The organism is Vibrio kanaloae (assembly GCF_024347535.1).
In the GTDB taxonomy this organism is placed as follows: domain Bacteria; phylum Pseudomonadota; class Gammaproteobacteria; order Enterobacterales; family Vibrionaceae; genus Vibrio; species Vibrio kanaloae.
Window position 1 is genome coordinate 194,004 of the sequence record NZ_AP025497.1, and the last position, 20,910, is coordinate 214,913.

At 44.9% G+C, this 20,910-nt stretch carries 16 protein-coding genes; 1 reads left to right on the forward strand and 15 read right to left on the reverse strand.

Going from position 1 to position 20,910, the window contains the following annotated elements; all coding sequences use genetic code 11:
* Window positions 1–7: 7 nt before the first annotated feature.
* From OCV24_RS00885 to OCV24_RS00900, 4 genes are all read right to left on the reverse strand, one after another.
* Window positions 8–1,393: a class II fumarate hydratase gene (locus OCV24_RS00885; RefSeq protein WP_017055892.1), complete on the reverse strand. Its 1,386-nt coding sequence runs from the start codon at window positions 1,391–1,393 to the stop codon at window positions 8–10.
* A gap of 12 nt (window positions 1,394–1,405) precedes the next feature.
* Complete coding sequence (locus OCV24_RS00890) at window positions 1,406–1,792, reverse strand: hypothetical protein (protein WP_082710361.1); 387 nt, start codon at window positions 1,790–1,792, stop codon at window positions 1,406–1,408.
* Between the two features lie 205 nt (window positions 1,793–1,997).
* A complete protein-coding gene (locus OCV24_RS00895) occupies window positions 1,998–3,701 on the reverse strand; it encodes a sodium:solute symporter family protein (RefSeq protein ID WP_017055890.1) in 1,704 nt (567 codons plus the stop codon).
* Window positions 3,702–3,711: 10 nt separating this feature from the next.
* Entirely contained in the window at window positions 3,712–3,978 is a 267-nt protein-coding gene (locus tag OCV24_RS00900; RefSeq protein WP_017055889.1) for a DUF4212 domain-containing protein, read from the reverse strand.
* A 415-nt stretch (window positions 3,979–4,393) separates the two neighbouring features.
* On the opposite strand from OCV24_RS00900, the gene OCV24_RS00905 reads away from it, so the two are divergent.
* Window positions 4,394–6,145, forward strand: a complete 1,752-nt coding sequence (locus tag OCV24_RS00905; protein WP_017055888.1) for a potassium/proton antiporter — start codon at window positions 4,394–4,396, stop codon at window positions 6,143–6,145.
* Here OCV24_RS00905 and OCV24_RS00910 read toward each other — a convergent pair.
* The 11 genes from OCV24_RS00910 to aspA all read right to left on the reverse strand — a co-directional run bounded on the left by OCV24_RS00910 (window position 6,142) and on the right by aspA (window position 20,852).
* Window positions 6,142–6,771, reverse strand: a complete 630-nt coding sequence (locus OCV24_RS00910) for a response regulator transcription factor (RefSeq protein ID WP_046225019.1) — start codon at window positions 6,769–6,771, stop codon at window positions 6,142–6,144. The genes OCV24_RS00905 and OCV24_RS00910 overlap by 4 nt on opposite strands.
* Window positions 6,772–6,985: 214 nt before the next feature.
* Window positions 6,986–8,854 carry a protein-disulfide reductase DsbD gene (locus OCV24_RS00915; protein ID WP_150878736.1) on the reverse strand — a complete coding sequence of 623 codons (1,869 nt, stop codon included), beginning with the start codon at window positions 8,852–8,854 and terminating at the stop codon, window positions 6,986–6,988.
* Window positions 8,855–9,024: 170 nt separating this feature from the next.
* Window positions 9,025–9,513 (reverse strand): arginine repressor, encoded by a 489-nt coding sequence (locus tag OCV24_RS00920; protein WP_150878738.1) that lies wholly within the window; start codon window positions 9,511–9,513, stop codon window positions 9,025–9,027.
* 329 nt (window positions 9,514–9,842) lie between these two features.
* Window positions 9,843–10,307, reverse strand: coding sequence for an aspartate carbamoyltransferase regulatory subunit (gene pyrI, locus OCV24_RS00925; RefSeq protein WP_004729721.1), 465 nt, complete (start codon window positions 10,305–10,307; stop codon window positions 9,843–9,845).
* Window positions 10,308–10,322: 15 nt separating this feature from the next.
* The gene (gene pyrB, locus OCV24_RS00930; RefSeq protein ID WP_017055884.1) at window positions 10,323–11,252 is read right to left on the reverse strand and encodes an aspartate carbamoyltransferase; all 930 of its coding nucleotides are present in this window, start codon (window positions 11,250–11,252) and stop codon (window positions 10,323–10,325) included.
* A gap of 480 nt (window positions 11,253–11,732) precedes the next feature.
* Window positions 11,733–12,743 (reverse strand): ornithine carbamoyltransferase, encoded by a 1,011-nt coding sequence (argF, locus tag OCV24_RS00935; RefSeq protein WP_017055883.1) that lies wholly within the window; start codon window positions 12,741–12,743, stop codon window positions 11,733–11,735.
* Window positions 12,744–12,913: 170 nt separating this feature from the next.
* Complete coding sequence (gene arcC / locus OCV24_RS00940) at window positions 12,914–13,825, reverse strand: carbamate kinase (protein WP_017055881.1); 912 nt, start codon at window positions 13,823–13,825, stop codon at window positions 12,914–12,916.
* Window positions 13,826–13,908: 83 nt separating this feature from the next.
* Window positions 13,909–15,132 (reverse strand): arginine deiminase, encoded by a 1,224-nt coding sequence (gene arcA, locus OCV24_RS00945; RefSeq protein ID WP_017055880.1) that lies wholly within the window; start codon window positions 15,130–15,132, stop codon window positions 13,909–13,911.
* Between the two features lie 804 nt (window positions 15,133–15,936).
* Window positions 15,937–17,382 carry a YfcC family protein gene (locus OCV24_RS00950; protein WP_046225022.1) on the reverse strand — a complete coding sequence of 482 codons (1,446 nt, stop codon included), beginning with the start codon at window positions 17,380–17,382 and terminating at the stop codon, window positions 15,937–15,939.
* A 618-nt stretch (window positions 17,383–18,000) separates the two neighbouring features.
* Window positions 18,001–19,314, reverse strand: coding sequence for an anaerobic C4-dicarboxylate transporter family protein (locus OCV24_RS00955; protein WP_017055878.1), 1,314 nt, complete (start codon window positions 19,312–19,314; stop codon window positions 18,001–18,003).
* Between the two features lie 86 nt (window positions 19,315–19,400).
* Window positions 19,401–20,852, reverse strand: a complete 1,452-nt coding sequence (gene aspA, locus OCV24_RS00960; protein WP_077680963.1) for an aspartate ammonia-lyase — start codon at window positions 20,850–20,852, stop codon at window positions 19,401–19,403.
* Between the last annotated feature and the right edge of the window lie 58 nt (window positions 20,853–20,910).

Here is a 20,910-nt window from a genome sequence, read left to right on the forward strand (position 1 = left end):
TTGCTAACTAGCTGGCAATACCGCCCTGCGTCAGTGTGGTTGGATCAAGTAGCTTGCTGAGTTCTTCTCGGCTAAGATCGGTTTCTCTTTCGGCGACATCAAGGATCGGTAATCCTTCTTTGTAAGCCTTTTTAGCAATATCAGCCGCCTTCAAGTAACCAATCACAGGGTTAAGTGCCGTGACGAGAATTGGGTTCTTTGAAAGCGCTAAATCAAGGTTGTCTTGTCGTACCGTGAAGGTAGCAATCGCTTTATCAGCCAATGCGACGGAACTGTTTGCTAGCAGCTCAATACTTTCTAATACGTTATGAGCAATCACAGGCAGCATCACATTCAATTGGAAGTTGCCCGATTGGCCTGCGATAGTAATGGTTGTGTCGTTACCAATCACTTGCGCCGCCGCCATTGCAGCGGCTTCTGGAATCACAGGGTTCACTTTGCCCGGCATGATAGATGAGCCCGGCTGTAGTGCCTGCAATTCAATTTCACCCAAGCCGGCCAGTGGCCCTGAGTTCATCCATCGAAGATCGTTGGAGATCTTCATGATCGCAACGGCTGCCGTTTTAAGCTGACCAGACAATGCTACGATCGCGTCTTGGCTGCTGAGGTTAAAAAAGAAGTTTTCACTTGAGGTAAAACTGATCTTTGTCGATTGAGAAAGATTACTCGCAAACTTATCGGCAAAGCGTGGGTCGGCATTGATCCCCGTACCTACCGCTGTGCCACCTTGGGCAAGTGCCTTGATTGCTGGCAAGTTGCTTTCAATGGCTTGCTTGGCGTGTTCAATTTGATACTTCCAACCACCAAGCTCTTGCCCAAAGGTTATTGGCATCGCATCCATTAGGTGGGTACGGCCGGTTTTGACTACTTTAGCAAGCTCATGTTGTTTTACTGTAAGTGCTGCAGAAAGGTGGGTTAATGCCGGCAACAACTTATTTTCTGCCATCAGAGCGATACTGACTTGGATTGCGGTTGGCACTACGTCATTACTGCTTTGCCCCATGTTTACGTGATCATTGGGGTTCACGTCGCCTTGCAGGCTTCTTGAAGCGAGTGTCGCAATCACTTCATTGGCATTCATGTTGGAACTGGTGCCAGAGCCCGTCTGATAGACATCAATAGGAAATTGCTCGAGGTGTTTACCCTCGATGATCTCTTGGCTGGCTTCGGCTATCGCGTTGGCAATATCACCTTCCAGCAACCCTAACTGAGCATTAGTATCGGCGGCGGCCTGTTTAATTAACGCCAATGCTTGAATAAAGCTGGTTGGCATCTTGTGTGAGCTAAAAGCGAAGTTATCCGCAGCACGTTGAGTTTGTGCTTGGTATAGCGCATCAGCAGGGACTTTAACTTCGCCCATGCTGTCTTTTTCAATCCGAAATTTTTGGGTCATCTTCTATCCTTGTTAGCCAAGTGGCGCTTGGACTTGTTGTAGTATTTGGCTGAGATTCAAAAAACGCGCTTGGCCCTGTGGTTGCTGGCAATAATGGCGTTTTAAATAAAATAGTGGTGCGTGAATAGAGTCTAGGCAGATATGACGAAAGGTGAAACTGCGACCTGGTGATTCGATTGCTTCAATTAAATGGAAGAACACTTGGCGTAGGTACAGTTCACACAGCAAGGTATTTTCTTGGGTGGCATGCCTTTCATAATAAGTAGAAAGCGTAAGCGCACACTCGATGTAGTCTCGAATCACAAACGGCTCGTGGCCTTGAACTTGTTCTAATGAAGCAAAGCGATCTTGTGCTTTGTAAAACCTCGAATAGAGACCCTGCTGCTCTTTCATCATCATTTGCATCTCTTTAATGGGTGTTAATGATAATTATTATCAATAGGGTTTTTAAAAACAACCCTTTGTTTGTCTTTTTATACTTTGTTTGCCTTTTTATAAAATGTAAGGGGAAAAGAAAAAGCCGATACATACGTATCGGCCTTCTGGAGTCAGTACCTAATCCCTACAATGTAAGTACTGATTCATTTTTTCTAAACATCTCTGCTTAGTGGTCGTGAGCTTCACCTGCACCTTTAGGGTAGCGGATAGACTCAACCATCTCTTGTACATCTTCAGGAACTTCAGCTGTCACTTTATTCACTGCAATTGATACGACGAAGTTTAGACACATACCTAGCGTACCGATGCCTTCAGGGCTGATACCAAACCACCAATTTTCAGGTGTGCTTGCTGCAGGGTTAATGAACTTGAAGTAGATGATGTAGCTTGCCGTAAAGGCGATACCCGTCAACATACCCGCAATCGCGCCTTCCTTGTTCATCTTCTTGTAGAAGATACCTAGGATGATGGCAGGGAAGAAGGATGCGGCGGCAAGGCCGAAGGCAAATGCTACTACCTGAGCTACGAAGCCTGGTGGATTAATACCTAAGTAACCGGCACCCACAATCGCGACCATGGCGGCCAAACGAGCGGCTAATAGCTCCTGCTTGTCGGTCATGTTTGGTCTGAAGCCTTTCTTCAACAAGTCATGTGAAATCGACGTTGAGATTACTAATAGTAGACCAGCGGCTGTTGATAGTGCGGCTGCTAGGCCACCAGCTGCAAGTAGTGCTACAACCCAGTTTGGTAGTTTCGCTAACTCTGGAGAAGCCAGTACAATGATGTCACGGTTAATATTCATCTCGTTTCGTTCATCGCCCGAGTAGAACATTTTGCCATCGCCATTCTTGTCTTCCCAGCCCACTAGGCCAGTGCTTTCCCAGTTTTTGTACCAGCTTGGTGCGTCTACTGCGGTGACACCTTGCATGTCTGGGCCGTTGATTGTCTCGATCATGTTTACACGAGCGAATGCTGCAACGCCTGGTGCTGTTGTGTATAACAATGAGATGAACAGTAGAGCCCAACCCGCTGAGATACGTGCATCACGTACTTTTGGTACCGTGAAGAAACGAATGATTACGTGTGGAAGACCGGCTGTACCAACCATTAGCGCCGCACAGATGAAGAAGACGTCGACAGTGCTCTTGTTACCTTCGGTATAGGCGGTAAATCCGAGCTCTTCGGTGAGGCCATCCAGTTTATCAAGTAGGTAAACATCAGTACCTGTGATCGTCGAACCCATGCCAACTTGTGGTAGCGGGTTGCCCGTCATCATGATTGAAGTAAAGATAGCAGGGACAAGGAAGGCGAAAATGAGGACACAGAATTGAGCTACCTGCGTATAAGTGATGCCTTTCATGCCACCCAGTACTGCGTAGAAGAACACAATACCCATACCAATGATGATACCTAGATTAATGTCGACTTCTAGGAAACGAGAGAATACAACGCCTACACCACGCATTTGGCCGGCAACGTACGTAAATGATACGAAGATTGCACAGAATACCGCGACCATACGCGCTGTTTTCGAGTAGTAACGTTCACCGATAAAATCAGGAACCGTAAACTGACCGAACTTACGTAGGTAAGGTGCTAAACATAGCGCCAGTAGTACATAACCACCTGTCCAACCCATTAGGTAAACCGCACCGTCGTAACCAACGAATGAGATGATACCTGCCATTGAGATGAACGACGCTGCCGACATCCAGTCAGCGGCAGTTGCCATGCCGTTTGCTACCGGGTGTACACCACCGCCAGCAACGTAGAATTCACTGGTTGACCCTGCACGAGCCCAGATTGCGATGCCGATATATACTGCAAAAGTAATACCGACGAGAATAAACGTCCAAGTTTGAATATCCATGTTCTAGCCTCTAGTCTTCCTGTACGTTGTATTTTTTGTCGAGCGCGTTCATGCGGACAACGTAAATAAATATCAGCGCAACGAAGGTGTATATCGAACCTTGTTGAGCGAACCAAAAGCCGAGCTTGAACCCGCCAAACTGAACGGTGTTAAGGGCATCCACAAATAAGATGCCAGCGCCGTAAGACACTGCGAACCAGGTCGCGAGCAGTGTTCCCATAATCCCCAAGTTTTCCTTCCAGTAGGCTTGAGCATGTTCTGTAGATTCGAACGCCATTGCCTTCTCCTTTATTCCGTTTTCGTAGAAACCATGTCTGTATAAATTAATATGTTAATGCAATGTTACGGTTTAGAATGTAGCAAGGATAAGTCAAGGGATCTGTGCAACTTTAGTCGGGATACTATTAGCGCTAATGTACTGAAATGTGGGACCGAGAAGCCATAATCGCAGAAAATTGTGATGTTGCAATGTTGTTAAATTAGCCAAAGGTCTAACAAAACAATCTAAATTAGTGCGTTGGTCAGAAAATTTAACAATGAAATGACAGATAAATTGTCGATGAACCCGCATATGTCATGAACAACGATATAATTTTGTTATAGTAAAAAGGCATGTTCACCGACCGTGCATTGCTTTACGGCAAACGTTTGACATGCTTAAAGCACGGTGTTGTATTCTTTAGGGGAACGAATTGGACGCAATAACTATCAACCACTTGTTTTTAACTGGTGCAGTATTAATCTCCATCAGTGTGCTTTTCTCACCAGTGTCCTCTCGATTGGGCATTCCTATTCTTTTGATATTTCTGTTTGTTGGTATGTTGGCGGGTGAAGATGGACTCGGTGGCATTAAGTTCGATGATTATTCACTGACATACTTGGTGAGTAACCTTGCGCTTGCTGTAATTCTTCTTGATGGCGGTATGAGAACCAAAGTTGCTAGTTTCAAAGTGGCTTTTTGGCCATCACTCTCGTTGGCAACAGTAGGGGTAGCATGTACTGCAACCTTAACGGGTCTAATGGCAGCTTGGTTATTTGACCTTTCGTTTATGCAGGGAATTTTGGTCGGAGCGATTGTCGGTTCAACCGATGCTGCTGCGGTATTTTCTTTGTTGAAAGGACAGAGTCTCAATGAGCGTGTGGGTTCAACACTAGAGATTGAATCCGGCACTAACGATCCAATGGCGGTCTTTCTGACGGTGACTTTAATCGCACTGTTGGGCAACCCAGATGTCGATATGGGGGGAGGTTTCCTACTCAAAAGTTTTGTAATGCAGTTTGGTATCGGCATTATTGTCGGAATTGGCGGTGGTTGGGTTCTGTGGAAATCAATTAATCGAGTGCAACTGGCTGATGGTCTTTATTCTATTTTAGTGCTCAGTGGTGGCATTGCTCTGTTTGCATTCTCTAACATGCTCGGCGGCAGTGGGATTTTATCGATTTACCTCGTAGGTTTGTTCATCGGAAATCGCCCGACTCGCTCTCGACACTCTATTCTCAATGTTCTTGATGGAATGACGTGGTTAAGCCAGATCGTGATGTTCTTGGTGCTTGGGTTATTGGTTACGCCATCGACATTGATGGACATTGCACTTCCTGCGTTGGCACTCGCCTTCGGTATGATTTTGTTTGCTCGTCCACTGTCTGTTTGGTTGGGTTTACTGCCGTTCAGAAACTTTACCACCAAAGAGCGTTGGTTTGTTTCTTGGGTTGGCTTACGTGGCGCAGTGCCGATCATTTTAGCGGTTTTCCCGATGATGGCTGGTTTGCCAAATGCGCAGCTGTATTTCAATATCGCCTTCTTCGTGGTGATGGTTTCGTTGATTGTTCAAGGTGGTAGCTTGATGAAAGTTGCTCGATTAGCTCAGGTGACTCTACCACCAACGCCGACACCTATCTCTCGCACGGGTATTGAGATCTACCCGACCAGTGAGTGGGAGATGTTTGTTTACAAGCTGAAAGACGAAAAGTGGTGTATTGGCGAACCTTTAAAGCGTTTGTCTATGCCTGAAGGGACGCGAATTACCGCACTATTTCGACAAGATGTCTTGCTTCACCCATCGGGCAGTACAGTATTAGAGGCCAATGATATTCTGTGCGTACTGGGCCAAGATAAAGACTTAGGTAGTTTAAGCCAGCTATTCAGTGAAGCTCCGTTAGCCGAAGAAGCAGCACGATTTTTTGGTGATTTCTTCCTGGATGTTAGCTTATCAATTACTGCGGTAAGTGATTGGTATGGTATTGAGCTTGGCTCGGAAGAAGAGCGAGAAATGACGCTAAAACAGTTAGTAGAACAAGAGCTTGGTGTATATCCAGTATTAGGTGACAGCTTTGAGTGGCATGACATTAATTGGGTGGTCGCTGAGGTCAATGATTATCAAGTCGTCAAGCTGGGCTTATGTTTACCAAAGACGACTTTAGAAAAGGATATTAGTGAAGCCTAATTGTGGACTTCTTGTAGCAATATAACTGCTTGAGTTCTGTTTTTCACGTCCAGTTTACGGAAGATAGCGGTCATATGTGCTTTTATGGTCGCTTCTGATACATTCAATTCATAGGCAATTTGCTTGTTAAGTAGACCATCAGACAGCATTCCCAAGACCTTATATTGTTGAGGGGTCAGTGTGGAGAGTTTTTCTGCAAGGTCGCTACAAGCCGCATTATTAGTGATGAGGCCTTCAGGGAAGAATGGATCACCGTTGAGAACTTGGTTGAGTGCACTCAAGAGTTCACGCATATCACTCGATTTAGGAATAAAGCCAAAAGCACCATGACTTTTAACTTGGCTGACCACGCTGGCATCTTCGCTGGCTGAGATCACGACAATCGGTAAATCTGGGTATTCAGCGCGCAACTGAATTAAACCTGACATCCCATTTGCACCTGGCATTTTAAGATCGAGTAACAAGAGGTCGGGCTCATCTTCTTTCTTTAGTAAAGTCAGCAAGGCATCCAGAGAATCGGCTTCAAGAAGGTTTGCTCCACTGATCGCCATGTGAACTGACTGAAACAGGGCGTTGCGAAAAAGAGGGTGGTCATCAGCGATGATGATGGTATAGGTCGAGTCCATGACGTTCATACTTTTAACAATTTAGTTAAGATTTATTATCATCCCGATTGAGTGTGTGGACAATATTTATGCATTAAAAGTCTGAACCATATCGACTTTTATCCCCAGAATAAGAAAGTGTTACTCTGAATAGCAAAAAAGCCGCACTGTCATCTCGGTACCGAGGGGCGGTGCGGCTTTTGTTTGGGCTTAGATATGGACAAATGTCGTCGCTTTATAGCTGGTGGTCTTGAATGTGCTTTAGGAATATATCAGCAGGCATAAAGCCGGTCACACGAGCATTTGGAACATGGTTACCCTCACCGTCCCAGAACTCAATGGTTGGTAAGCCTAGCACTTGTAATTGCTTTAGTAATTCAATGTCTTGAGGCATGTTTCTCGTTACGTCGGCCTGAAGCAACACGAAGTCAGATAGTTTGTTTTCGACATCGGCCTGATGGAAGGTGTACTTCTCAAACTCTTTACACGCCACACACCAATCGGCGTAGAAATCGAGCATTACTGGCTTGCCCAGTTTTTTCGCTTCGATGAGTTGGATCTCTAGCTCTTCAACGGTATTGATGCGTGCAAATTGGATATGCTGTTGTTCTACCGTTATGCTCTTCTCCGCAAACCAATAGTTCAATGCAGGCTGTGCCGAAGCGAATAGGCCAAGCATCGCGATGATGCCCACAGCGCTTTGCTTCCAACCGCCGAATGGCAGTGCATTCTTGCTATGGTACAACCAACCGAAAGCGATAAACCCAAGGCCAGACCAAAGCACGGTTGCCCATAATTCAGGGATAATGCGCTCTAGTAAGAAGATTGGAGCTGCCAGCAAGATAAAGCCAAATACGATCTTCACCTTGTCCATCCAACTGCCTGCTTTCGGCAGAAGTTTATTACCAAATACTGCAACCAAGATCAGCGGGATACCCATACCCATCGCTAAGGCATACAGAGCAATAGCACCGGTAAATAGGTCGCCACTTTGAGCCACATACAACAGCGCACCCGACAGTGGCGCAGTGGTACAAGGTGAACACACCAAGCCAGAGATCGCACCCATCGCGAACACACCCAAGGTATTGCCACCTTGTTGCTTGTTACTTTGGTTGTTGAGCCAAGTTTGGATGCTGCTCGGCAGTTGCAGGTTATAAACACCAAACATCGACATGGCTAACGCCACGAACAGAATGCTCAACGCAATTAATACGTAAGGATGTTGCATCGCAGCCTGGAACTGCATACCCGCAGAGGCAACCACTAAACCCAATAAGGTGTAGGTTAACGCCATGCCTTGCACGTAGATGAACGATAGCATCAGCGCACGACCTTGGCTGAGCTTGCCACCACCTAAAACGATACCCGTTAGAATTGGATACATAGGCAGAACACACGGCGTAAAGGCTAAACCAACACCGAGCGCTAAGAATAGTAATGGTGTCCACCAACTGTCACCGAGTTTATCGGCTAAGCCTGCGTCTTTTGAAACGGGAGTATTGGTTTGTTGAGTGGTATTGCTTGCTGCGTCAGTCGTAGGAGAAGAGGGTTGTACTGAATTGTCAGCTTCACCAGCAGCATCAGAAAAACCTTGCGAGGCATCACTGTTTTGCGCATCACTGCTTTTCATATCTCCAGAATCCGTCGCAGTAAATGGCTCAATGTCGATGATTCGAGTTTCGGGTGGATAGCAGAAACCAGCATCTGCACAGCCTTGATACTTAACGATCAGCTGTGAGCCATCTTGGTAACTCTGTAGCGGAACTTGCACGAATAACGGTTGAGTATAAATGCTTACTTCACCGAAGAATTCATCTTGGTGTGGTTGGCCATCTTCTATTTTAACATTGCCGATTGCGAGGTTTTGACCGCTAAAAGAGAGGCTATGTTGATAAAGGTAGTAGCCCTCCTTTACTTGCCAGTCGAGAAGCACTTGGCCGTCTTGTTGGTAGTAATTGAAAGGGAAAGCTTGGTCTACAGGGACAAAACCATTGTTATTGCCTCCGAAGCTTGGCTCGGCGTTGTCATTTCCAAAAAGCGCCCACGCAGGCTGGGTGAATAAGGAAACGCAAACAAAAAGTAATGTGGCAAGTCGTCGCATACTATTAGTCATCAAAATGGAGTTGAAGGTATCTTAACTCAATCAGACCGTAATAGTTTGTGATTAGTTTCATCGATAAATAAATATCCCCTTGGACAAGTGAAGCATTGATTTGCCGATCCAAGGGGAGCTATGTGATTTAAGTGTTTAGTTTTGTGTAAGTGAGACGCTTAGGCGACGCCCAAACGTGCTTTTACCACTTGTTCGCAAGCATCAATATTCATCGTGTCTTTTGGAATAATGAGCACCGTGTCATTGCCGCCAACGGTACCGATAATTTCAGTATGTGGGTCGATATCGACTAATCTTGCGACCAGCTGTGCACAACCCGGGTGAGTCTTTACTATCACCATGGCTTGGTTGTGAGTAATTAATTCGATTTGCGAGGAGATGGATGCGTCGACACGTACAGGTGCACTCTCAATGGTTATGCAGTAGACCTTCTTACCACAGGCGTTTTGAACTTTTACAACGCCGAGTTGTGACAAAATACGAGATACGGTCGATTGACTAATACCTATATAGCCAATGTCGACGAGTTTCTCTCTCAGTTGATTCTGGGTCGAGAAGCTTTGTTGTTGTAGCAAGCGTTTGCACGCTGCAGTCAGTGTTTTATCTTCAGCTGAATACAAGCAACCGTGCTCAGTGATTTCGTTCATGAACAACTCCTTAAGGTCAACGTTTGGATATCGCTTGTCCATAGCGTCGAACGCACTCCCAAAGCCGTAGAGTACAATTGTTAATTAGGGCTTACCGATGAATCCCGAAGTAAATATGGGAGGGTATGCGAGATGTATGATCATCTATCCACTAAGTCTAACACTAAAGGATAGTTATCTTTTTGAAGGTGATCACCAAACAATATTCTGGTTAACTGCTTTTATTTTGGTTTTTTATTCTTTGGTTGAATGGATATTTATTCCAGGTTGAGAATAAATATCCATTAGGATTAAGTGGTTTTTTGTAGCGAAGGTAATAGCGCTAAGGGTTAGCGAATTTCGCTCATGATCTCGCGAGAGAATACTTTTTCACAATAGTGACATTTTAGCTGTACGTTTTCGTGTTTTAGCTGCACTTTAAAGCTACTTTCGACTGGTTCACCGTGTGAAATACAGTTGCTATTTGGACAAGCGAACACACTGTTGATTTGCTCTGGCAGCACAAGGGTTAGCTTGTTGACTACTTTGTACTCTTCAATTTGGTTGACTGTGGCTTGCGGAGCATACAGAGCCAATTGGTTGGCTTGTTCCTTGGTCAGAAAGATGTTCTCAATCTTGATCAGGTCTTTGTTGCCGAGTGCTGATGATGGCAGGTTTAACCCCATGGTGATTCGTTGTTCTGTTTTATGCAGCTTAAACAATTTAAGGATTTTGATACCAAGGTGAGCAGGGATGTGGTCAATGACGCTGCCGTTACGGATCGCTTCTACTTGTAGCTGAGTTTGTTTAACCATGACTGTTTCTCCTGCTTATAAAGTGTCGTTAAGAACTAGGGCCAATAGGGCTTCGCGAGCGTATACACCGTTTTCAGCTTGTTCGAAGTAGTAAGCGTGTCGCGTTTTATCGACGTCGGTTGTGATTTCATCGACACGTGGCAGTGGGTGAAGCACCTTCATGTTTTGGCGTGCGTCTTTCAGCGTATCGGCCGTCAGAATGTAAGCCGACTTCATGTGTGCGTATTCTGACGCATCAAAGCGCTCTTTCTGTACGCGAGTCATGTACAGCACATCCAGTTCAGGCACCACTTCTTCAATGCTGCTGTGGGTGCTGTATTGGATGCCCATCTCTTCTAATTCTTCACAGATGTAATCCGGCATCGCTAACACTTCTGGCGCGATAAAGAAGAAACGCACGTTGTTGAATTTTGATAGCGCTTGCGTCAATGAGTGCACGGTGCGGCCATATTTTAGGTCGCCAACGAATGCCACATTGAGGTTATCGAGCGTGCCTTGAGTTTCGTAAATCGAGAATAGATCCAACAAGGTCTGCGTTGGGTGTTGGTTCGCACCGTCGCCACCATTGACGATAGGAACATCGTTAGAGAATTCAGAGGCTAAGCGTGCTGCGCCTTCTTGTGGGTGACGCATCACAAAGGCATCGACGTAAGAGGAAATAACCTGCACTGAATCGGCAAGTGTTTCGCCTTTTTTGGCCAGCGATGTGTTTCCACCATTATCAAAACCGATGACGGTGCCGCCAAGGCGTTGAACTGCGGTTTCGAATGAAAGGCGAGTTCGAGTTGAAGGCTCAAAGAAGCAGCTTGCAACAACTTTATTTTTCAGCAGCTCTGGATTTGGCTCAGCCTTGAGCTTTGCTGCGGTGTTGACGATAAGCTCCAGTTCATTACGAGTGAGCTCTGGTATGGAGATGATGTGCTTGTTAAATAACGAATGCGCCATAACGGGTCTTCCTTCTTTGCATACAGTCAAATTGCGGACAAAAAAAAGCCCCCTAACAATAGGAGGCTTCGAAACGATCAATAGAGCAAAATAAAAATGACACCAACGCCACTCTTTGGCGTGTAGTTTGACAATCATGTGCGACAGAATTGCAGTTCATTTTTTGCTCTCTTAAGACAAATTGCGGAGGATTATACTCAGATAAAAATGCCATGCAATACTTTCTGTAAAGTATTCATTTAATGGATTTTTATGCGAAATAACGTCCGTTTAAAGCTTCCATTTAAGCCTTTGTTGGAACTGAGGATCTCAGGCTTTTTTAGGTAATAATCTATTCAACTACATGAAAAAAAATGCGGGCTTTATTCAAGGTCAAATTCCCAAGAACGCCACCCGCATTTCCCTGTCATTGCAGCACTTAACTTGTCAATATCTTGCCAACAAGTGCTTAGTTATTTAGATTCTTAGTTGATTAGCTTATTAACTGCCTAATGTCGCAACCATGACTGCTTTGATGGTGTGCATGCGGTTTTCTGCTTCATCGAACACGATAGAGTATTCAGATTCGACCACTTCATCTGTCACTTCTACACCATCTTTAAGCTGAGGATATTCAGCAGCAAGCTGTTTGCCGACGGTTGTATCTTCGCCGTGGAAAGCGGGTAGGCAGTGCATGAACTTCACATGTGGGTTGCCTGTTGCTTTGATCATTTCCATGTTGACTTGGTAAGGCATCATTAAGTTAATACGCTCAGCCCACGCTTCTTTTGCTTCGCCCATTGATACCCAAACATCAGTGTATAGGAAGTCACAGCCTTGCACGCCTTCTTGAACATCTTCAGTCAGTGTGATGTTGCCGCCAGTGTGCTCTGCAATTTCACGACATTGAGCTAAAAGCTCTTCTTGTGGCCAGAACTGTTTTGGTGCGACAAGGCGAATGTCCATGCCCATTTTCGCAGCGCCAACCATCAAAGAGTTACCCATGTTGTTGCGAGCATCACCTAGGTAAGCAAAGCTGATTTCGTGTAACTGTTTACCACGGCCGAATTCTGTCATGGTTAGGAAGTCTGCAAGAATTTGCGTTGGGTGGAATTCGTCAGTCAGACCATTCCACACTGGTACGCCAGCATAAGCGCCTAGCTCTTCGACGATTTCTTGGCCGAAGCCGCGGTATTCGATGCCGTCGTACATACGGCCAAGAACGCGAGCGGTATCTTTCATTGATTCTTTGTGGCCAATTTGAGAGCCAGATGGGCCTAAGTAAGACACTCGAGCACCTTGGTCGAATGCGGCAACTTCAAATGCACAACGAGTACGAGTTGATGTTTTTTCAAAGATAAGCGCAATGTTTTTGCCAGTCAGTGTTGGCTGTTCGTAACCGTTGTACTTCGCTTTTTTAAGCTCCATTGAAAGATCTAACAAGTGTTGAATCTCGCGTGGAGTGAAATCTAGTAGTTTTAGGAAGTTACGATTGCGTAGGTTAAAAGCCATGATGTATTCCTTCTTAGATTTAGGCGCTTTCTTGCTACAGGGAAAGAAAATTCAAGAAAGCGCGATTTAATTTTTTAGTCAATTTATTCGGTTCTGTTTGTTTCGTTTAATTCTGTTTTCACAAGGTTTAAAAGCTCTCAAGGTTTAAGCTTATAAAGCTCGTTAGTGGGTTAACCTTTGGTGATATTGGTGCCCGCTTGGCCTTGCAGGATTTGCAAACCATCTTCGAGAGCGCCGATACCCACCACTTTGCCGCCTTGCTGAATGAATTCGCACGATGCTTCAATTTTTGGCCCCATTGAGCCCGCATCAAACTCGAATTTCGCCAGTTCGCTTGGTGTGGTACTGCGCAGTGCGTGTTGAGTTGGCTTGCCCCAATCAAGATAAACAGCGTCGGCATCAGTCAAAATAAGCAGCGCGTCCGCATCCAGTTGTTTCGCTAAGAAAGCCGCTGACATGTCTTTGTCGATAACCGCTTCAACACCCACTAATTTGCCGTTCTCTTTTTTCACTGGGATGCCACCGCCGCCAGTACAAATTACGAGGTGACCCGCATCGATAAGTTGTGTGATCGCTTCGTGCTCAACAATGCCTGTAGGGCGTGGGCTTGGTACAACGCGGCGGAAATGTTGGCCGTCTGGTTTTACGATCCAGTGGAACTTCTCCGCTAATTCACGCGCTTCCGCTTCTTCGTAGATCGGGCCAATCGGCTTGGTTGGATCGGCAAACGCAGGATCGTTTGGATCAACCGTCATTTGCGTCAACATGCACGAGATGTTTCGGTTAGGCAGGTAGTTTTTGAACTCTTGCATCAGCATGTAGCCGATCATACCTTGAGTCTCACTGCCCAAGACATCCAGCGGATACGGGTTTACTTTTTTGTATTCCAAACCTTGCAGGGCAAGTAAGCCAACTTGTGGGCCATTACCGTGCACTAGGACCACGTTGTACACTTTCGCGATTTCAGAGATGGTTTTAACCGCTGTTTCAATATTACGGCGTTGAACATCGGCTTCTAACGGCTCACCGCGACGAAGTAGGGCGTTACCACCGAGTGCAACAACAACAGTTTGCTTAGTCATAATTGTGTTCTCTCATTTTGGCCAAGCTATTGATTTTACGTAAACTTGTAAAATGGCTTAGCTTGGCCGTTTCGTCTTAGTGATTAGATACCATCACGCTCAATTGGGCAGCTCATGCAGCGTGCGCCACCGCGACCGCGGCCAAGTTCGTCTCCAGGGATAGAAAGAACCGTGATGCCTGCTTTGTCGTATTTTTCGTTGGTGTAGGTGTTGCCTTCGTAGCCAATAACGACGCCTGGTTTAACTGTCAGCACATTGTTCGCATCGTTCCACTGTTCACGTTCTGCATGGAAGTTGTCACCACCTGTCGTGATGAGATTTAGCTTGTCTACGCCAAGTGCTTTTTCGATAGCTGTTACGAAGTAGCCTTCTTCTTTCACATTCACAGTGCCAGATTCATCGCCAGTTAGGCTCCAGCACTGCACGTCTTGACTAACCACCTCAGGGTAAACAGAGAATGTATCCTCGTTCATGTGAGTCATTACCGTGTCTAAGTGCATGCAAGAGCGATGTTTTGGTAACTGCATGGCGATAACTTGTTTCGCTTGACCGTGTTTGAATAGGCTAGATGCTAAGTGCTCAACACCTTGTGCTGTTGTACGTTCAGACATACCGATAAGCACTGTGCCACGACCGATAACAAGAACGTCACCACCTTCAATCGTTGAGTTGTCGTAGCTGATATTTTCTTCATCGCCGAAGTATTTAATAAAGTCTTGGCCCGCGAATGTTGGGTGCCAGCGATAAATAGCGCGAACGTGGTTTGTTTCACGTTGACGAGCAGGTTTCGCCATCGGGTTGATAGATACACCGCCGTATACCCAGCAAGACGTGTCGCGAGTAAATAGGTGGTTTGGTAGAGGCTCGATAATAAAGTCGGTTGGTGCGTGCATGCCTTGCATCATTGAAGACGATTTCATTGGCATCTCAGCGTAAGACAGACCGCCCGTTAGGATTTTTGCTAGCTCTAGGTTTGGTAAGTCGCTTAAGTAGCAGCGCACATCATTGGCGAATGTTTTACCCAAACGGTAATCAGATACTTGGCAGTTTAGCAGCCAATCTTTCGCTTCTGGCACGGCTAGTGTGTCTGCTAGCAAGTCAGTAAGAAGAAGAACTTCAACACCTTGATCACGTAGCGTTTGAGTAAATGCGTCATGCTCTTTACCTGCGCGCTCAACAGCCAGTACGTCATCAAATAGCAAATCGTGACAGTTAGAGGGTGTTAGGTGAGTCAGTGCGCGTCTTGGACGGTGAACTAGAACGCGGCGTAATTGACCTATTTCAGAACCTACATAGAACTTACTCATGATCGTCTCTCTCTTATATATTTGAATTACTTTTATCGCTAAGAGTAATTATTTATTTTCAGTTGAGAAGAATGAATTATTTATTCATATCTCTTGTCTGGAATTAATATTACGCCTGATAGTCAGGTATTCTTAGAGATCTATCACAAATCGTTTTTTCTCTCGCAGCCCTTTAAAATTAAGGGTTTTAACAAACTTTATGCACTTTTAGTCACAGCTAATACATTCTAAATAATTAGCTGTTGGGGAACTTTATGCACGTTTTTTTGACGAAACTTACTAGAATCTAATTTACGAGGGAATATATGCAGAATATTTTTATTGATAAGAGAGTTCTTAGCTTGGAAGTATGCAGTGTTTTTATTTAGATATTTAATTTTGTATATGGAATTAATTATTTATTAACAAATTAAATGCGAATAAAGATGTTGTGATCACATTTTAAAGTCGGCTGTTTAAGTGTATTTTTTGATAAAAAAGGTCATTAGTTCACGTTTTTTTATTAGGCTGTAAATGACTTTAAATATAATTAACGCTAATAAGTGACTAATTATTTATTTAAAAATAATGGCTGAAAATAGCGTGTTATTTCATCAATCTAATTTGATATTGAAAAGTAGGGTGACTCTTCTATTGCGAGTGTTTTGGTTGAGCTGAGCTTTGTTACGAACAGAAGATACCTTGAATATCGCGTGTATGGCTTCTAGATGCTACTTCAGTAGTAGGGGGACATGGGGAGAGGGAGCAATAAAAAAGCCGCTATGAGAAGCGGCTTTGGATGAGAAAGGAGTGAAGTGCTGTTAGTTAGATAAGTGCACCAATACTCAGTACGACAATGCAGAACACCATCAAGATACCGATTAACGGCATTACCCATTTAACCCAGCGTACGTAAGGGACACGAGCAATCGCTAAGCCACCCATTACTACCGCAGAGGTCGGTGTGATTAAGTTCACCAAGCCAGAGGCGGATTGGTAAGCGGTAATAACAAGGTCACGACCTACGCCAGCAAAGTCGGCCAGCGGTGCCATGATTGGCATGGTGAGTACTGCTAAGCCTGATGTTGATGGTACTAAGAATGACAGTAGGATCTCTAAGAAGAACATCACATTAATAAAGATAACCGAAGACAGTCCGGTGACCATTTGTTCTGCAGAGAAGAGAATGGTGTCGGTGATCATACCGCGGTCCATCACCACCACAATACCACGCGCAATACCGATGATAAGCGCCACGCCCAGTAGGTCTCGGGCACCATCAATGAAACTCGAAGTAAACTCTTCTTCACTCATGCGGGCCACAATACCAACGATGATGGTCGCCGCTAAGAACATGGCTGAGATCTCGGCCATCCACCACCCAGCAACGGATACACCGTAAATCATTACCGCGAATGAGCCGCCAAAAATGGCTAGAATGAGTTTACGAGTCGCAGTGAATTCAAGTTTTTCGCCACTTGCGTTGCCAAGAAAGTGCGCTTTGTTCTCTTCGTATTTGTCGTACACTATTGATTTGCTTGGGTCGGCTTGCACCATTCTTGCGTAGCGCATGACGTAGGCAACACAGATACCCCAACCGACAATCAGCATGCCAACACGCAGCACGATACCGTCTGTAAATGGAATACCAGAGGCGTTGGCAGCGATAACGGTCGCGAATGGGTTAATGGTTGAGCCTAGAACCCCAATGCCCGCACCAAGCAGTACCGTTGCAGCAGCCACAAGAGGATCAAAGCGAGCAGCCATCATCACAGGGACTAGCAAGGTATAGAAGGGCAGTGATTCTTCTGCCATGCCGTAGACAGTACCGCCCGCGGCAAACAGTGCCATCAGTATTGGTATCATCAACTCTTCTCGCCCTTCTAAGCGGGCGGTAACGCGTTCGATACCGGCATCAATCGCACCGGTTTTGGTGACTAGCCCTAAGAAGCCACCAATAATTAGGATGAACAGCGAAACGTCGATTGCCGCAGCTTCATAGCTATTGTGGTCGTAGAAGCCGTCAATCGGTGCTAGTAGTACATCAATCACGCCTTGAGGGTTACCTTCTACCGTTTGATAGGTGCCGGTAACCGGTACTTCTCGGCCTAATTCTTCATTCATTGCTCGGTCGTATTGACCTGCTGGAATAATCCATGTGAACAGAGCCACGAGCGCAATAAGAATAAATAAAATGGTGTAGGCAGAAGGGAACTTAAAGTTGGCAAAGAAGCCGCCTTTTTCTGCCTTTTTAATCGTTTCGGTAGTCATAGCCATCTCCTTTCACGTCAATGCCCCCAGGCAGATCAGTGTGAATTCGCGAGTCAAAAATAAATAGCTGATCCTAAAAAAGGTAAATCAATAAATGTAATAAAATTCGAATTGATCAGTTAATTTAATAATTAATTAAAACAAATGTTTATATTTTTGATTTTTAAATTAAATCAGATATTAGATTTGAGCTTTTATTTATCTGTTGGGTATTTTAAATCTCATTTTTAACTCTAACCTAGCGACTGTTCACATTTTTATTGTACTAATTTATTGCTCAATAATTACACTGAAAATTATCAGGTTATTAGTGTGATTAAAGTGGTTATCTATGCTGGTAGTTTATCTACGATTCTTTTATTTTAGGTTGCCTAGAGTATGTAGCGAATAAATGTGTGGAATTTTATGCAAAATGAAAATTTATAAAATTTATGGATTAATTAAGTAATATTTGATTTATATCAAATAAGGATAAAGGATGGGTGTCTGTAAATTAAATGGTTAACATTAAGTTGCGGGTATGGTGGGGGATTAGAAGAGGAAAAGAGCGATATTTTTGAGGGGAATAAAAAGAGAAGTGGTGTCACTTCTCTTTATCCAGAACGAAAGTCTATTCGATTAGATCATGACATTCGATAGCAGCAGACCAAACGCAATGCTAAATACCATACTTAGTAAGCCTGGGAGCATAAAGCTGTGGTTGAAGATGTACTTACCTATATTCGTGGTACCCGTTCGATCAAAGTCAATTGACGCGATGATAGGACCGTAGTTTGGAATAAAGAAGTAACCATTAACCGCAACGAAGGTTGCAATAATAATTGCTGGCGGAAGCCCTAAAGCAATCGCCACAGGTACAAGAACTGCCGTGGTTGCACCTTGGCTGTTTACCATTACTGATAGAGCAAATAGTGCGAATGCAAATGTCCATGGTGCAACTTCTACTAGACCCGATACCGCTTCTTTGACCATTGCAGCATGGCCACCAATGAAGGTATCGCCTAACCAAGCAATACCGAAAATAGCAACAATCGCACGCATACCGGCGTGGAATACAGAACCTTGGCTAATTGCATTTCCGTCTGGTTTACAGATTAAAATAATAAGAGCTGCAACCGTTAGCATGACGATTTCAATAGTGTGTGCCATACCCATCGGTGAGCCATCAAACTGAGGGCGAAGTGATGGGAATGCCCCCATGACAACAACCGTCAGCGCACCAAATAGGAACATACCGACTGATTTTTTCGCTTGTGGTGTGATGGTAATATTTTCAACCGCTTCCTCTTGTTCCATCTCTTTACGGAATTCAGGATCTTGCATGCGGCGTTGGTATTCAGGATCGTCTTTGAGCTCTTTACCGAGTTTGTTGACAATGACACAAGCACAAGCAAGGCCAAGGAAAGTACTTGGGATAGTGACGGAAAGAACATCAGCTAGCGTGATGCCTTGTGGTTCCAAGAAGGCAACCAAAGCGACAACCGCTGCCGCAATTGGGCTTGCAACAATCGCAAATTGTGATGCGATAACGGCCATACCTAGTGGGCGCGCAGGGCGAATACCACTACGACGGCTCACTTCGGCAATAACTGGAAGAACCGAGTAAGCAACGTGGCCAGTACCTGCCATCATTGTGAAAAAATAGGTTACTAAAGGAGCAATGAAAGTGATGTGGCGAGGGTTTTTACGCAAAATCCCAGAGGCAATCTTGATCATGTAATCCAAACCACCAGAAGCTTGCATTGCGGCTGCGGCTGCCACAACCGCCATTATCATTAACATTACGTTGATTGGTGGGCTGGTTGGTTGAATCCCGAAAATGAAACTTAGTACTGCAAGGCCAACACCGCCCATAACGCCGAGGCCTATCCCCCCGATACGAGCACCGATCAGGATACATCCCAATACGACGAATAGCTCAAGTAAAAACATGAGTGACTCCTAAAATATATAGTTATTAATAATTTTATTAAGCAAGAAAAAAGGCTCTGGAAACAGAGCCTTTCTTTGTTCATTCGTTACTCGTAGCGTTTTGCTTTGTATTGAGGGTGCATCAAGTTTTCAACAGAGAAAATATCATCAAGTTCTTCTTCGGTTAATAAACCGCGTTCTAGAACCACATTGCGAACACTCTTACCTGTTTCAGCACAGATCTTGCCAACAATGTCACCTTCGTGGTGGCCAATGTATGGGTTAAGGTAGGTTACGATTCCGATAGAGTTGAAGACGTGCGCTTCACATACTTCTTTGTTTACAGTAATGCCGTCTACGCACTTGTCGCGTAGGTTCACACATGCGTTTGTTAGAATGTCCAGAGACTCAAACATGCTTTGTGCGATTACCGGTTCCATGACGTTCAGTTGCAGTTGGCCACCTTCTGCCGCGAAAGAAACCGTGTTGTCGTTACCTAGCACTTTAAAGCAAACTTGGTTTACTACTTCAGGAACCACTGGGTTTACTTTAGCCGGCATGATTGAAGAGCCTGCTTGCAGTTCTGGTAGGTTCAGTTCGTTCAAGCCAGTGCGTGGGCCTGAAGAAAGAAGACGTAGGTCGTTACAAATCTTAGACAGTTTAACCGCTAGACGCTTAAGTGCGCCGTGCGTCATGACGTATGCGCCACAGTCAGATGTTGCTTCGATAAGATCTTCAGCCGCTACACACTCTAGGCCCGTAACTTCTGCTAAGTGCTTCACTGCTAGGCCTTGGTAACCCGGTGCTGCATTCAGACCTGTACCGATAGCCGTAGCGCCTAGGTTTACTTCAAGCAGTAGTTTTGAAGTGTATTCTAGGTTTTTGATTTCTTCATTGATGGTTACCGCCCAAGCGTGGAACTCTTGGCCAACCGTCATTGGAACCGCATCTTGAAGTTGAGTACGACCCATCTTCAAAACCGTATTAAATTCTTGGCTCTTAAGCTCGAATGCACCTTTTAAGTATTCAATCGCATCAATCAGTTTACGAACGCTGTTGTAAACAGAGATACGGAAGCCCGTTGGGTAAGCACAGTTTGTAGATTGGCTGCGGTTTACATGGTCGTTCGGGTTGATGAACTCATATTGGCCCTTTTCTTTGCCCATAAGTTCCAGTGCGACGTTAGCAACCACTTCGTTCGCGTTCATGTTGACAGAAGTACCAGCACCACCTTGGAAAACGTCCGATGGGAACTGATCCATGCACTTGCCAGTGTCTAGAATAAGGTCACAAGCTTGAATGATGTATTTAGCTACTTCGCTTGGAATTACACCTAACTCTTTGTTTGCTAAAGCCGCTGCTTTCTTTGTCATCACCATACCGCGAACGAATTCAGGTACATCTGAGATCGTTACTTTTGAAATGTTGAAGTTTTCAACTGCGCGTAGAGTATGGATGCCGTAGTAAGCATCAGCGGGAACATGACGTTGGCCTAAAAGATCTTCTTCGAGACGAGTAGCGTGAGGAGCATCAACTTGTGCTTCTGATAGAGTAGCCATAACAGGATCCTTAGAGAATTATTCTGATTATATAGTTAGTTATTAGCCTATTCTGTGT

Excerpts from the sequence above, each read along its gene's own strand:
- OCV24_RS00885 (WP_017055892.1), bottom strand. The coding sequence starts at position 1,393 with ATGACCCAAAAATTTCGGATTGAAAAAGACAGCATGGGCGAAGTTAAA.
- OCV24_RS00890 (WP_082710361.1), bottom strand. The coding sequence starts at position 1,792 with ATGATGATGAAAGAGCAGCAGGGTCTCTATTCGAGGTTTTACAAAGCA.
- OCV24_RS00895 (WP_017055890.1), bottom strand. The coding sequence starts at position 3,701 with ATGGATATTCAAACTTGGACGTTTATTCTCGTCGGTATTACTTTTGCA.
- OCV24_RS00900 (WP_017055889.1), bottom strand. The coding sequence starts at position 3,978 with ATGGCGTTCGAATCTACAGAACATGCTCAAGCCTACTGGAAGGAAAAC.
- OCV24_RS00910 (WP_046225019.1), bottom strand. The coding sequence starts at position 6,771 with ATGGACTCGACCTATACCATCATCATCGCTGATGACCACCCTCTTTTT.
- OCV24_RS00915 (WP_150878736.1), bottom strand. The coding sequence starts at position 8,854 with ATGCGACGACTTGCCACATTACTTTTTGTTTGCGTTTCCTTATTCACC.
- OCV24_RS00920 (WP_150878738.1), bottom strand. The coding sequence starts at position 9,513 with ATGAACGAAATCACTGAGCACGGTTGCTTGTATTCAGCTGAAGATAAA.
- pyrI (WP_004729721.1), bottom strand. The coding sequence starts at position 10,307 with ATGGTTAAACAAACTCAGCTACAAGTAGAAGCGATCCGTAACGGCAGC.
- pyrB (WP_017055884.1), bottom strand. The coding sequence starts at position 11,252 with ATGGCGCATTCGTTATTTAACAAGCACATCATCTCCATACCAGAGCTC.
- argF (WP_017055883.1), bottom strand. The coding sequence starts at position 12,743 with ATGGCTTTTAACCTACGCAATCGTAACTTCCTAAAACTACTAGATTTC.
- arcC (WP_017055881.1), bottom strand. The coding sequence starts at position 13,825 with ATGACTAAGCAAACTGTTGTTGTTGCACTCGGTGGTAACGCCCTACTT.
- arcA (WP_017055880.1), bottom strand. The coding sequence starts at position 15,132 with ATGAGTAAGTTCTATGTAGGTTCTGAAATAGGTCAATTACGCCGCGTT.
- OCV24_RS00950 (WP_046225022.1), bottom strand. The coding sequence starts at position 17,382 with ATGACTACCGAAACGATTAAAAAGGCAGAAAAAGGCGGCTTCTTTGCC.
- OCV24_RS00955 (WP_017055878.1), bottom strand. The coding sequence starts at position 19,314 with ATGTTTTTACTTGAGCTATTCGTCGTATTGGGATGTATCCTGATCGGT.
- aspA (WP_077680963.1), bottom strand. The coding sequence starts at position 20,852 with ATGGCTACTCTATCAGAAGCACAAGTTGATGCTCCTCACGCTACTCGT.